The sequence below is a fragment of the Pseudomonas sp. GM24 genome, assembly GCF_000282235.1.
Lineage (GTDB): Bacteria > Pseudomonadota > Gammaproteobacteria > Pseudomonadales > Pseudomonadaceae > Aquipseudomonas.
This window is the reverse complement of sequence record NZ_AKJR01000189.1, coordinates 40669-54409: the sequence shown is the minus strand read 5'-3', so window position 1 is coordinate 54409 and position 13741 is coordinate 40669. Positions and strand designations below refer to the sequence as shown.

Sequence of the window (13741 nt, the reverse complement as noted above, 5' to 3'; positions counted from 1 at the left end):
TCGTTCAAACACCTCGGTCAGTCCCCTCTCCCTCCGGGCGGTCCGACGTTTCGGGAGGGTTAGGGTGAGGGGCTTCTAATGCGTCCAGCTCAATCACCAGACCACCCGGCATTTGCACAAAAATCTGCGCGATCCCCTCGCCCGGTACCTGCGCCAACTGATACGGCAAACCACTGTCACGCACCCGCTGCAACACCGCTTCCGCCGGCTCATCAGTACGAAACGCGATGTGGCTCAATTCCGTGTCATCCGGCAACGGCCGCTCAATCACATGCACCACGGCATGTTCATCCTGATACAGCCAACGCCCGGGAAACGGAAACGGCGGACGACGGCCCGGCTTGAGCCCGAGCAACTGGGCGAAACTGTCCTGCAAGGTCTGACCGTCAGCGGTATTGAAGGCCAGGTGATCGAATGTCCAGGTCATGCGCCTCTCCTGCGATTATTGATTGATTGCAGTATCCATCCTTGCCAATCACGAAAAAATCCCGCAAAAACGCAAAGATCTTTAAAGGATTTTTAGCAATGAGCTCAATTCTCGATCTGGAGATCTTCGTCCGCGTTGCCGATGCCGGCAGCATTTCCGCTGCCGCTCGCGCGCTGGAGCTGACCCCGGCCGCCGCCAGTATCGCGCTGAAGCGCCTGGAAACCCGCCTCGGTATCCGTTTGTTCGCACGCTCCACCCGCAGCATTCGTCTGACAGAAGAAGGCCGCCGTTATCTTGAAAGCGTGCGCCTGGCACTGGCGGCACTGGCTGAGGGCGAACAGGCAATCAAGCAGCAAAACGAAGGCCTGAGCGGCGTGTTGCAACTGGCTGCGCCGTCGGACTTCGGCCGCAACGTGTTGTTGCCGTGGCTCGACGATTTCAAACGTGAACATCCGAATGTTCAGCTGCAACTGCTGCTCAACGACCGACATGCCGATCTGTTTCGCGAGACCGTCGATGTGGCGTTGCGTTTTGGCGTGCCTAGCGATTCGACGCTGGTGGCGTTGCCGATTCTGCCGCAACACCGGCGCGTCGCTTGCGCCAGCCCTGACTACCTGGCGCGACGTGGTATCCCGCAACATCCCACTGAACTGAGCGAGCACAGCGCCCTGCTCTACCTGCGCAATGGCCGACCCTACAACAGCTGGCGTTTCAGCCGCGGCGATGAAACGCTGGAAGTCGAGGTCCATGGTGACTACCTCAGTGACGACGGCGAAGTCGCCCGCCGCTGGGCGCTGGCCGGGCATGGCATCGCTTACAAAGCTTGGCTGGACATTGCCCAAGACGTCCGCGCGGGGCGGTTGGTTACGTTGTTTGATGATTGGGACGGGGAAACTGCGCCGTTCAATTTGCTGTGTCCGCATCGAGTTCAAGTGTCTGAACGAGTCAGAGTGTTGCAGGTGTTTCTGCAAGAGCGCTGCACCGGGCTGAGCCGATAAATCACTTTTCCCCATTGCGTGCTTTGATCGTTCCCACGCTCAGCGGGGGAACGATCAAACTATTCAGATAGCCAGTAAACACCAGGCGGTCCAACTGCGAGCACTGAGGATAGTATTAAACGAGTAGTCAGGTCTCATGTATGCGCCCCATTGCCCAAAATTAGCACATGTCCAAACGTGCTCTGTTCGAAGGGGCGGAGAATATACTCGAACAATGTCATTACGAAAGATGCTGTCATATGTATGACGGCCTCCCAATGAATTCCTCCACGCTTCAGCCTCAGGAGAACCCAGCGTCTGGTCGCTGATTTGCAGCTTATAAACATTCGTAACAGCCACCAGGTAACTAACTGTCTCACCCTCCCGATCCGTAACGTATATCGTCGCCACGCCCTGCTTGAGTCCCGTTACCTTACCGGCCGCACTCACCGGCGCAGTCAACGGATCCGAAGAAGCATAGTCATACGGCGGAACCCCACCCGTCGGTACGCGAATACCCGTATTACCAAGCGAATCCTCACCGGTTTTCGGCCATTGCGGCACCTTCACCGAGAAACCGTCCAGCTTCATCTGCGTCCGGTCGATGTTGAGCGCCAAACGTTGAAACCGCCAAGGATCAGACTCAAATTGATTCCCGGTTTTTTCCTTCACGGTAAAGTTGTGCTGCCCCACCGCAATCGGCAGCAACTTGCTCTGCCACTTATAATTCGATCCGGTTTGAATCTCCTCAATAAACGCCTCACCATCAAAAACCCGCAACACCATCCCCGCCAGCGCAGAACCCGACAACACCACTTTATTGTCCGAAACCGTGCCGCCGTTTTGCACGTCCGCTCCGGACGAGTTCTTAACTTCCAAAATAACCGGTTTCACAATCACCCGTGCCCGCGCAACTTTTGATGTCGCAATAACGATTCCCCCACGTATTTGCTCATACAACACAGCGACCACACTGTCGCCGATGACCTTGGCATTGGGAATCATCAACCGGTGCACAAAAGGAAGCCTGCCGACCAACTGGTCAACCGTATGTGCGACAACGGGTCCGCTGCCTGGCGTCGCGGTGTATTTCACGCGGACAGTGTCGTTGGTGGCCCAGAGAGGTTCCAGGACATGCACCTGGATGGTCAGATCCTTGTTGCCCAGTTTGTTCAGGTCAATGGTATCCGGCGCGTCGTGCGGGTCATCCGGGTCTTCGGCAATATCGGGAGCGGCCATCCGTGTGCCCTTGAGATCGACAACAACGCGGATCGCCGCCGACCACGGCGAATTCAGATCGGCTCCGTTGCCAATCTGGTCGAACACCGTATAGGTGAAAGAGAACTGGGGATGATCACCTGCCGCCTCCAGATCGGCTTTTTCCAATAGACGCCCAATGCGAGTGGGTGTACTGGTCGGTGTCGCCGGAGCCTCGTCCGGATGCACCTCCCACTCAACATCATGACCGTTACAGTTGAGCACAATCCGGTCGTACGGCCGGCAATAGGGATAGGAGAACCAGACCTGCACGCCCTGTGCTGCACGATCGGCATCGATACCGTCTTCCAGCACATCCCGAGGCAGTCCTAACTCGAGTTCGGAGTGTCCTTCATCGCCGTTCTTGTCCTCCATCCCGGGGCGAATGGCGTTGTACAGAATCGTCAATGGCGGCTCGTAGGTTTCTTCAGCACCGGTGGTGCGTGTGACGGTATAGCTCAGTTCATTGACGAAACCCGGATCGGATCTCAGCAAATTTTTGGGAATATGCAGGGTCACTGCGTCGTCCGTGGATTGGGCCTGCTGGCTGTCGACGCGCATTGCTCCGTTCACGTGAATTGAAAACGTATCCAGCGGCCGCTGCGCCAGCACCGGATTGATAATGACGGTTGCGCCATTCGGCCGCAGCTCGTAGAACGCCTTGGCGATACCGCAATCGGCACCGGCCACGGAGGTATTGCTGTCCGGAAGTTGCGGCGCGTAAAGGTTGATCTCGGCGTCGGCGGGTAACGCCACACCCAAAGTCTTGGTATCCATCAACGAGCTCCTGATTTCAAGAATAGGCCAGGACTTTTCAACGAGGCCACCCTCCAGAATCAGGCCAGAACATCTACCGCCGTGCCTACTGTCAGATCTGACAGTCACGACGAACGGCTCCCATCGGGTGGGGGTTGAAAAGTAATTCCTGGACAAATTTGTTTGCCGGCTCCAGCGGTTCTGGTATTTGATTAACCCTTTCCCACCGACAAAAGGATTTCGGCATGAGCTTTCGCACACTCGGGCACTCGGGCTTGCAGGTGTCCACCCTCACCCTTGGCACGATGATGTTTGGCGAGCAGACCAGCGCTGAGGATTCGCTGCGTATCATCGACAAGGCCTGGGATCAGGGCATCAATTTCATCGACACCGCCGACGTCTACACCAACGGCCGTTCCGAAGAGATCGTCGGTGAAGCGATTGCCCGTCATCGGCATGAGTGGGTGCTGGCAACCAAGGTCGGTTTCGGCCCGGTGGACGGTGTGCCGAATCGCAGCGGTTTGAGCCGCAAACACATTTTCAATGGCATCGATGCCAGCCTGACCCGGCTCGGTACTGACTATCTCGACATCTATTACCTGCACCGCGAAGACCACAACACGCCGCTTGAAGTGAGCGTTTCGGCGATTGGCGATCTGATTCGTCAGGGCAAGATTCGTTATTGGGGCTTGTCGAACTATCGCGGCTGGCGGATTGCCGAGGTGATTCGCATCGCCGATAAACTCGGCGTGGACCGCCCGGTGATCAGCCAGCCGTTGTACAACATCGTCAACCGTCAGGCCGAGACCGAGCAGATCACCGCGGCGCAAACCTACGGCTTGGGTGTGGTGCCTTACAGTCCGCTGGCCCGTGGCGTGCTCAGCGGCAAATACGCGCCGGATGTGCAGCCGGACGCCAACAGCCGCGCCGGGCGTCAGGACAAACGCATTCTGGAAACCGAGTGGCGCGTGGAATCACTGCGCATTGCCCAGCAGATTCAGCAGTACACCGAGCAGCGCGGCGTCGGGATGGTGGAGTTTGCGATTGCCTGGGTGTTGAACAACAGTGCCGTGACGTCGGCGATTGTCGGGCCGCGCACCGAAGCGCAATGGGATGCGTATACCAAGGCACAGACCGTGAAGATCACCGCAGCAGATGAGGCTTTCATCGATTCGCTGGTGACGCCGGGCCATGCATCGACGCCGGGATTCAACGATGTCAGTCATTTTGTGTCGGGGCGTAAACCGCATCTGGTTTAAGCGTTTTCCCTTGTCCAGCAACAGCCGATACAATCGGCTGTTTTTCGTTGAAGCAAGCGCGATCAAACGGATGATTTGATTGAGCGTTCAGAAATAACCAGGGACTTAATACATGCTCAATCGCCCCGTTGAGGTAACCAGGAAGCCTTTGCGCGGGCTGCTGTTCAAACTGTTTGCCGATAAGCTTCCTGCGCCGGCAGCGACCGCAACTGCGGTGGATCGCAAACCTTCGATTGATTACCGTGCGGATATCGATGGGCTGCGCGCAATCGCGGTGTTGTTGGTGCTGATTTTTCACGGCGGCCTGGCGTTCTTCCCGTCCGGGTTTATTGGCGTCGACATCTTCTTCGTGATCTCGGGTTATCTGACCACCGCAATCATCATGAAGTCGCTGAACAACGGCACGTTCACTTTCTCGGGGTTCTACACGCGTCGAATCTGGCGCTTGCAACCGGCCGTGATTGCGTTGCTGGTCGTAACGCTGATAGTCACCACGCTGCTGTATTTGCCCGATGACTATGTGGATTTTCTCAAAAGCGAAAAATACACGTCGCTGATCATCTCCAACCAGTACTTTTCCAAAGTCACCACGGGTTACGCCACGCCCGATGCGGCCAGTCTGCCGCTCTTGCACACCTGGTCGCTGGCCATCGAATGGCAGTGGTACCTGGCGCTGCCACTGGGCCTCTGGTTGCTCTACCGTTATCTGGCGAAAAGCCTTTTCAAAGCAGCGGTGCTCGGCTTGACCCTGGCGGCAATGGCGCTCGCGCTGTACCTGTCTTACACGGCTCCTGAAAAAAACTATTACTTCTTCACCGCGCGAATTTTCGAATTGATGATTGGCTCTTGTGCGGTCATCTTCAGCACGGACACGTTCAGGCTCAATCGCCTGAGCGCCACGCTGGTCTGCGCGCTTTCGCTGGCGACGATCATCTACTGCGCCACCCTGGAAGATATCCTGCCGGGCTTTCCGCGATATCACGCCATTGCCGTGTGCCTCGCAACGGCAGCCCTACTGTTCCAGGGTGTTGGCGATGCGAGCATCACTTCAAAACTGCTTGCGTTCAAACCCCTGGTGTTTATCGGCACGCTCTCGTACTCCTTGTACTTGTGGCACTGGCCGATCCTGGCGGTGATGAGTTACATGGGCATCGCGCTCACCCCGCCGATGACGATCGTTTACTTCGTCTCCACGTTCGTCACGGCCTGGCTCTGCTATGTGTTGATCGAAAACCGCTTTCGAAAGGCCAGGCTCGGCTTTGCCAAAACCCTGGTCGTGCTGATGATCGTGCCGGCAATCGGCCTGTCGCTGCTCCACGCGGCCAGCGTCAGACAAGAAGGCTGGCCGAACCGCTTCAACCAAGGCTACAACGACGTGTTCAACGGTTTGAAAGCGTCTGTTCCGGCCAATCGCGAGGGCTGCCTGGGTGTCAGCGATGGCGCCGATCCTGGCTGCATATCGGGCGCCGCACAGGCTGCACCGCAAATACTGCTGATGGGCGATTCGTTTTCGAATCATTACTGGGGCTTTGTTGAAACATTGGCCAAGGATGCCAATCTTGCCGTGCTCACACAGGGCTATCCGGCGTGCCTGGCCTTGCCCGGGATCTACCTCTATGACGAGAGTAAATACACCAACGGGCTGTATCAAAAATGCCACAACGCCGCTCAACGCTATTACGACATGATCGCGAAGCGGCATTTCAAGTATGTGATCGTGGGTCAGTTCTGGGAGGCCTATCTCGACGATGACATCGTCACCAAACTCGATGACCCGCGCAGCCCGGAACTGTCAAGACAACGTCTCGGCACAGCGATCCGCAAGGCTCTGGATATCATTGTCGAATCCGGTGCTACTCCAGTCCTTCTCGAGAACACGCTGCCTATGCCTGAGGGGATCAACACCTGCCTGCTGCAACAGGTCAAGTTGCGCGGTTTGATGGGCAGTGTCGAGCAAAGCAACCTCTGCGCCACGGCGCCATGGTCAGGTGCCAAAGAGCCGGTACTGGAACAACTCTTCAATGATCTGAAGGCTGAATATCCCGACTTGATCGTCATTGACCCGAAAATCGTGCAGTGCAAAGACGCCGCCTGCATGACCACCGTCGACGGTTTGCCGGTCTATCGTGATATTGGTCACGTCACCGATTATGCCTCTTACAAGTTCGGCGAGATGTACCTCAAGCGCTTCGGTAATCCGTTGAAGGTTGCTCAGTGATGTTTTCCTGCCACTGACTACGCTTGTGGAGGAACGCCCGCAGGTTGCGATCTTTCGACTTTCAAAGGCGAGATCAAAGATCGCAGCCTGCGGCAGCTCTTACAGGGGAATGTGTGTGAAGAATATTGAGCATTTGCCCAATATTCAGCACAAAAACCACGTATCCTTCGCGCCCCGTTTGACCATCAACCCCCGCGAGGACAGTTTGTCTAAAGGTATCGCTCTATCGGTTTCAGCCTCGGTGCTGTTTGCCGTCATGTATTACTACACCTCGTTGCTCACACCGTTGAGTGGCGTAGAGATTTTCGGCTGGCGGATGCTGCTGACCGTGCCGTGCATGACCGTGTTCATGCTGGTGTCCGGGGAATGGCGGCGGGTGCTGGAGCTGGTTCGTGTGGTCGCGGCAAAGCCAAAACTGGTCGCCGGGTTGAGCGTCTCGGCTGCCCTGCTCGGTGTGCAACTGTGGCTGTTCATGTGGGCGCCGCTCAACGGCTACAGCCTCGACGTGTCGCTGGGCTACTTTCTGCTGCCGCTGGCGATGGTGCTGACCGGACGGATTGCCTACGGAGAAAGTCTGTCTTATTTGCAGAAAATTGCAGTGTTCTTCGCCAGTTTGGGCGTGCTCAATGAGCTATATCAGGTCGGCGGTTTTTCCTGGGCGACACTGGTGGTCGTGGTCGGCTATCCACTGTATTTCGTCCTGCGCAAATACCTGAAAACCGACCACCTCGGCGGATTGTGGGTGGATATGACGCTGATGCTGCCGGTCGCCTGGTGGTTTGTGCAGGGCGGCGAGCAAGGCTTGGGCGTGTTTGATCAATACCCGGGGCTGATGTGGCTGATCCCGCTGCTCGGCCTGATCAGTGCATCGGCGCTGGTGGTGTACATCATTGCCAGCCGATTGCTGCCGTTCAGTCTGTTTGGCCTGTTGAGTTATGTTGAGCCGGTGCTGTTGCTTGGCGTGGCGTTGTTGCTCGGTGAGAGCATCAAGTCCGGGGAATGGCTGACGTATATTCCGATCTGGCTGGCGGTTGTGGTGCTGATCTTCGAAGGCTTCAAACACCTGACGCGGCAACGCCGTCCTTAAAAGCAAAAGATCGCAGCCTGCGGCAGCTTCTACATTTGGAATGCATTTTCCCTGTAGGAGCTGCCGCAGGCTCGGGCCGCGATCTTTTGATCTTCAAAAAAATCCCGGCTCTGCATCGCTGCAGTCCGGGATTTTTCATTTCAGTGGCCGATTACTCGGTGGCAAGCACACCACGACGCACCTGATCGCGCTCGATCGACTCGAACAGAGCCTTGAAGTTGCCTTCGCCGAAACCATCATCGCCTTTGCGCTGGATGAATTCGAAGAACACCGGGCCCATCAGGGTTTCCGAGAAGATCTGCAGCAGCAGACGCTTGTCGCCCTGCTCCGAGGCGCCGTCGAGCAGGATGCCACGCGATTGCAGTTGATCAACCGGCTCGCCATGGTTCGGCAGACGGCCTTCGAGCATTTCGTAGTAGGTGTCCGGCGGCGCGGTCATGAAGCGCATGCCGATCTTCTTCAACTGATCCCAGGTCTTGATCAGGTCGTCAGTGAGGAACGCAACGTGCTGGATGCCCTCGCCGTTGAACTGCATCAGGAACTCTTCGATCTGGCCCGCGCCTTTGGACGACTCTTCGTTCAGCGGGATGCGGATCATGCCGTCCGGTGCGGTCATCGCTTTCGAAGTCAGGCCGGTGTATTCGCCTTTGATGTCGAAGTAACGGATCTCGCGGAAGTTGAACAGCTTCTCGTAGAAGTTCGCCCAGTAGGCCATGCGACCGCGATACACGTTGTGGGTCAGGTGGTCGATGATTTTCAGGCCAGCACCGACCGGGTTGCGATCAACGCCTTCGATAAACACGAAGTCGATGTCGTAGATCGAGCTGCCTTCGCCGAAACGGTCGATCAGGTACAGCGGCGCGCCGCCAATGCCTTTGATCGCCGGCAGGTTCAGCTCCATCGGACCGGTTTCGATGTGGATCGGCTGAGCGCCGAGTTCCAGTGCGCGGTTGTAGGCTTTTTGCGAATCCTTGACGCGGAACGCCATGCCGCAAACGGACGGACCGTGCTCGGCGGCGAAGTACGACGCAACGCTGTTGGGTTCGTTGTTGAGGATCAGATTGATCGCGCCCTGACGGTACAGGTGCACGTTCTTGGAGCGGTGGGTGGCGACTTTGGTGAAGCCCATGATCTCGAAGATCGGCTCCAGAGTGCCCGGCACCGGCGATGCAAGCTCGATGAATTCAAAGCCCATCAGGCCCATTGGGTTTTCGTATAAATCTGCCATGGTGGCACCTCATCATTTCTTATCAATTAACCAGGGTTATTTGTCAGTCATGTGAGGTCGGTGGGTGGCGCGCAGGAGATGCCACGCACACTGCGGGCGAGAAAGTCACCGTAGATCAGTTGAAACCCGAATATCTTCATTGTCGACCCAAGGCTCTTGCGGGCGAGGCTTCTGCTGCCAGAAGACGATTATTATTGTATGCGTAACCCGATTCTACACAGCGTAAATAGGCTTGTCTGCTCTCTCTATAAAATCCACTTTCTGGCGCCCGGTGCAAGGGGTTTGTTGCACAGGTAAATGCCCGTCAGGATCAGTGCGCCACCTCCATACATGGCCAATGTCAGGTGTTCGTCCAGCAACACTGCGCCGAAGACCACGGCCGTCAACGGGTTCAGCGCGATAAACACCCCGCTGCGCGTCGCGCCGATTTTGCGGATACCGTGGTAATAGCCGATGTAGGCCAGCGCCGAGCCGAGGACGCCGAGGTAGGTCAGGCTCAGCCATTGCGGCAGCCCCAGATCATCCAGCGCCTCCCAGCTCAGTTCGCCGCGCACAGCCGCCACAACCCACAACATGAGCGTGCCGATCAGGATCGAATACGTCACGGTCTGCACCGGCCCCAGCGTCTGATTCAATTCACGGGAAAACAACGAGTAAACACCCCATCCCAGCACACAGCCGAGGATCAACAGATCACCGATCCATGCGTCAGGCGTTGCAGCCAGTAATTGCGGATTACGGCTGACGATCACTAGACCAGCGCCAACAATACAGGTGGCGATTCCGGCGACTTTCACCCGCCTCAAGCGTTCTTTGAACAACCACCATGAGGCCAGACCGATCACCGCCGGGTTCAACGCGACGATCAACGAAGCCCGCGACGCGTTGATGTATTGCAGGCCGTAAAAGAAGCACAGGTTGTAGAAGAAGATCCCGAAGAATCCCAATAGCATCAGTTGCAGCCACTGCCTTGGGGTCGGCCGCGCCAAGGGGATTCGCGCCAGCCACAAAAAGCCCAGCAACGCCGCACTGGCCAGCAAGAAGCGCAGGCTGGCGGCGAACATTGGGCTCAGGCTGCCGGCCAGGAAACGTCCGGCGACAAAGGTCCCGCCCCAGATCATGGTGACCGCCGCCAGAGTCAGGTAAACGGCGATGTCGGATGAAGTTGTGTGTAGCTGCTCAACGTTGCGCATGACGCTCCAGCCCAAGGAAATTGAGGAATGCCGTATCATTCACCTCATTCCCCATCATCGTAAAATGAGCAAATACTCATGACCCTCACCCAACTGGAGATCTTCTCGCTGGTCGCCGAACTGCGCGGTTTCACGCTCGCGGCGCATCGGCTGGGGATTTCACAGTCGGCGGTATCCCATGCGATGAAAGCGCTGGAGCAAGAACTCGGAGTCGAGCTGCTACGTCGGCACCAGTCGACAGTGGAACTCAGCGATATCGGCGAGCAACTGTTGCTGCGCGCCCGCGCGATGCTCGGTCTGGCCAACACCTTGCGTCAGGAAGCCGCCGATGCGCGCGGTATGAAAAGCGGCACCTTGCGCATCGGCTCGTTCGGGCCAACTTCGTCGATCAAACTGTTGCCCAATATTTTGCGGCGTTATCGAGCGGCGCATCCGGGCATCGAGGTGCACATCGATGAAGGACCCGATCGACAAGTGACCCAGTGGCTCGAAGAGCGGCGGATCGACATCGGTTTTGTGGTGCTGCCCCAAGATCGCTTCGACACATTTGCGCTGATCGAAGACCAGATGGTTGCCCTGCTCCCTGTAGGTCATCCGCTGGCAGCGCGATCGGCATTGACTCTCAAGGACTTGTGCGACGACCCGTTCGTGCTCACCGAGGCGGGTTCTTCAGAACTGGTATCGCAGCTGTTCATGGCCGCGCGCTTGCAACCGAATATTCGCTATCGCTGCTCGCAACTGCTCAGCACCCTCGACACCGTCAGCCGTGGCGATGGCATCACGATTGTTGCCGAAGGCTCATTGCCGGAGGAAGCAACGTCTCACTACGTGAAAAAGCCGTTGTTGCCCGCCGTGCAGCGCCAGGTCGGACTTGCCGTCCTCGATCAGCGCCAGGCCTCTCCCGCCACCCTGGCCTTTATCGAAGTGGCGTCGCGGATGAATCTTTGATGAGCAGCGCAAGCGCCTTCTGCCATCTATCCTCCCTTCTGGCTGATGTGATTTTCAGCGGCGCGCCGTTATCCGGCCTGCATTCGAGAGCCCCACTCCACCGCGACAGGATGCGCCCATGCCGTTGACCGCCAGACCCCGCCGCAAACGCAGCGCCCGCATCGTCGTCACACTGCTCAGTGGCTTGCTTCCGGTGCTGCTGGGCAGCGTAATTCTCTACGTGCAGGCCGAACGCACGCTGGAACAAGGTTCACAACAGACTGCGGAAGAGGCGTTGCGCCAATTCGAATTGATGCTCGACAACACGGCCCAGGCAGCCCGTGAATTGCTGCCTCTGGCCGGCCAGACTTGTGAGAACGTCAAGCTCGCCCTGCGCGAGCAAGTGACCCGTCGCCCGTTCGTGCGCTCGACCAATCTGGTGTGGGACGACAACCTCTATTGCAGTTCGTTGTTTGGCGACTTCAAGGAAGCCGTCAACGCGGGCGACTACAACCAGGGCAAGTTGTGGCTGATGAATGGCAACCCGGTAACACCCAACACCGCTCTGTTGGTCTATCGGCTCAGCGAGGGTCGCGGCGGCGCACTGACGACACTCGACGGCTACCATCTAAGCAACATGTTGCGTCTGATCGGCCGGCACATGTTGCTGGTGCTGCAAGTGGGTGACAACTGGCTGTCGGCCGACGGCAAAGTACACACTGGCGCCCTGCCCGCGTTGCCGATAGCACAACACACACTCGATTCTTCGCGTTATGCGTTCAGCGTTTCTGCGGGATTTCCCGAGGGCGAAACCTGGCGCTACATGGCCGATGAATACCCGCCGCTGTTCAGTCTGCTGATCTTTTTTGGCGTGGTCTCGGGTGCCATCGGCCATGTCTTGCAGAAGCGCTCGACGTCTCCGAGCCACGAGATGCTTCGGGCGCTCGAGGCAGGCGAATTCATTCCTTACTTTCAGCCCGTAGTGCATGGCGACAGCAAGAAGTGGTCGGGGGCCGAAGTGCTGATGCGCTGGACTCACCCCAAAGAAGGACTGGTGCGCCCGGACCTGTTTATTCCATTCGCCGAGCATTCGGGGTTGATCGTGCCGATGACCCGCGCCTTGATGCAACAAACCGCTGCGCTGCTGGGACCGCTGTCATCAACGTTCACCCCGCCCTTTCATATCGGCATCAATATCACCGCGAGCCATTGCAAGGATCTGGAACTGGTGGAGGACTGCCGGGCGTTTCTCGCCGCGTTCGTGCCCGACAGCGTCAGCCTGGTGTTGGAGTTGACCGAGCGCGAATTGATCGAGCCGACCGACATCACCCGGCAACTGTTCGAGCAACTGCATGCACTGGGCGTGAAGATCGCGATTGACGACTTCGGTACCGGTCATTCAAGCCTCGGCTACTTGCGCAAATTCAATGTGGATTTCCTCAAGATCGATCAGAGTTTCGTCGCCATGATCGGCGTCGATGCGCTGTCCCGACACATTCTCGATACCATTATCGAACTCTCGGCCAAGCTTGATCTGGGTATTGTTGCCGAAGGTGTCGAAACTCAGGCGCAAGCCGATTATCTGACTGCACATCACGTCAACTTTCTGCAAGGCTACCTGTTCGGCAAACCGATGCCGGCCGCGGAGTTCATCAGCGCATTAACTCACCATTAACTAAGCCGGATTAAGACGAGCGTCCCGATCAGGCGCACCAAATTGATACAAAAGACCGCTGTTGTTACATGAAGACAACATCAGGATTTACTCTTGGCGCATTAACTACTACAATTTTTTCAACCTGAGCAAGATTGGCAGGTGAGCCATTTATCACCGAGTCGCTTCAAGGCTCTTGGCTTATTAGCTTTGTTTGCGGTTGGTATCAGCCAAACACACTATTGGAGTAAAGATATTGTCCAGACTCGCTGAATTTCGTGCAGCTGAAAAGGCCCTTCAGGAACAGCTCAAGCAGCTGGAATCGCTGAAGAACGATGCCGGGCTCAAGAAAGAAATCGAATTCGAAGAAAAGCTCCAGGGGCTGATGAAAACCTACGGCAAAGGCCTGAAAGACATCATCGCCATCCTCGATCCGAACCCGGCAAAATCCGGTCTGCAGACCTCTGCAGCGCCTAAAACCCGCCGCGCTCGCGTGGTCAAGGTTTATCACAACCCGCACACCGGTGAACTGATCGAAACCAAGGGCGGCAACCACCGCGGCCTGAAAGCCTGGAAGGAACAATACGGTGCTGCCACCGTTGACTCCTGGTTGCGCGGTTAATCCCTCGCCAACAAAAAAGCCCTGCATCATGCAGGGCTTTTTTATTGACAATATCTAACAAATGAAATGAATTTCATCGAAGAAGTTTCGAGTTTTCTGTAACGTTGCTGAGCCAGACGCCAAACATTTTGCTGCG

The 13741-nt window shown here is 56.9% G+C and carries 11 protein-coding genes; 7 read left to right on the top strand and 4 right to left on the bottom strand.

All coding sequences use genetic code 11. From position 1 onward, the window contains the following. Positions 1 to 4 precede the first annotated feature (4 nt). A complete protein-coding gene (locus PMI23_RS20815) occupies positions 5 to 427 on the bottom strand; it encodes a hypothetical protein (RefSeq protein WP_007950104.1) in 423 nt (140 codons plus the stop codon). Positions 428 to 525: 98 nt separating this feature from the next. Here PMI23_RS20815 and PMI23_RS20810 point away from each other — a divergent pair, with 98 nt between their 5' ends. Beyond that, positions 526 to 1425, top strand: coding sequence for a LysR family transcriptional regulator (locus PMI23_RS20810; RefSeq protein WP_007912202.1), 900 nt, complete (start codon positions 526 to 528; stop codon positions 1423 to 1425). A 63-nt stretch (positions 1426 to 1488) separates the two neighbouring features. Here PMI23_RS20810 and PMI23_RS20805 read toward each other — a convergent pair whose 3' ends face one another. Beyond that, the gene (locus PMI23_RS20805; RefSeq protein ID WP_007912203.1) at positions 1489 to 3438 is read right to left on the bottom strand and encodes an Ig-like domain-containing protein; all 1950 of its coding nucleotides are present in this window, start codon (positions 3436 to 3438) and stop codon (positions 1489 to 1491) included. A 224-nt stretch (positions 3439 to 3662) separates the two neighbouring features. On the opposite strand from PMI23_RS20805, the gene PMI23_RS20800 reads away from it, so the two are divergent. The 3 genes from PMI23_RS20800 to rarD all read left to right on the top strand — a co-directional run bounded on the left by PMI23_RS20800 (position 3663) and on the right by rarD (position 7981). Beyond that, entirely contained in the window at positions 3663 to 4676 is a 1014-nt protein-coding gene (locus PMI23_RS20800; RefSeq protein ID WP_007912205.1) for an aldo/keto reductase, read from the top strand. A gap of 112 nt (positions 4677 to 4788) precedes the next feature. Continuing rightward, positions 4789 to 6894, top strand: a complete 2106-nt coding sequence (locus tag PMI23_RS20795; protein ID WP_007912207.1) for an acyltransferase family protein — start codon at positions 4789 to 4791, stop codon at positions 6892 to 6894. Between the two features lie 205 nt (positions 6895 to 7099). Next, entirely contained in the window at positions 7100 to 7981 is an 882-nt protein-coding gene (gene rarD / locus PMI23_RS20790; RefSeq protein WP_042704993.1) for an EamA family transporter RarD, read from the top strand. A 151-nt stretch (positions 7982 to 8132) separates the two neighbouring features. On the opposite strand, the gene hppD is transcribed toward rarD, so the two are convergent. Further along, a complete protein-coding gene (gene hppD, locus PMI23_RS20785; RefSeq protein ID WP_007912211.1) occupies positions 8133 to 9209 on the bottom strand; it encodes a 4-hydroxyphenylpyruvate dioxygenase in 1077 nt (358 codons plus the stop codon). Positions 9210 to 9454: 245 nt separating this feature from the next. Then, a complete protein-coding gene (locus tag PMI23_RS20780; RefSeq protein ID WP_007912213.1) occupies positions 9455 to 10402 on the bottom strand; it encodes a DMT family transporter in 948 nt (315 codons plus the stop codon). Between the two features lie 78 nt (positions 10403 to 10480). Here PMI23_RS20780 and PMI23_RS20775 point away from each other — a divergent pair, with 78 nt between their 5' ends. The 3 genes from PMI23_RS20775 to PMI23_RS20765 all read left to right on the top strand — a co-directional run bounded on the left by PMI23_RS20775 (position 10481) and on the right by PMI23_RS20765 (position 13605). After that, complete coding sequence (locus PMI23_RS20775; RefSeq protein WP_007912215.1) at positions 10481 to 11350, top strand: LysR family transcriptional regulator; 870 nt, start codon at positions 10481 to 10483, stop codon at positions 11348 to 11350. Positions 11351 to 11468: 118 nt separating this feature from the next. After that, positions 11469 to 13004, top strand: coding sequence for an EAL domain-containing protein (locus PMI23_RS20770; RefSeq protein WP_007912216.1), 1536 nt, complete (start codon positions 11469 to 11471; stop codon positions 13002 to 13004). 235 nt (positions 13005 to 13239) lie between these two features. Continuing rightward, positions 13240 to 13605 carry a histone-like nucleoid-structuring protein, MvaT/MvaU family gene (locus PMI23_RS20765; protein ID WP_007912217.1) on the top strand — a complete coding sequence of 122 codons (366 nt, stop codon included), beginning with the start codon at positions 13240 to 13242 and terminating at the stop codon, positions 13603 to 13605. The last annotated feature ends 136 nt before the right edge of the window (positions 13606 to 13741 follow it).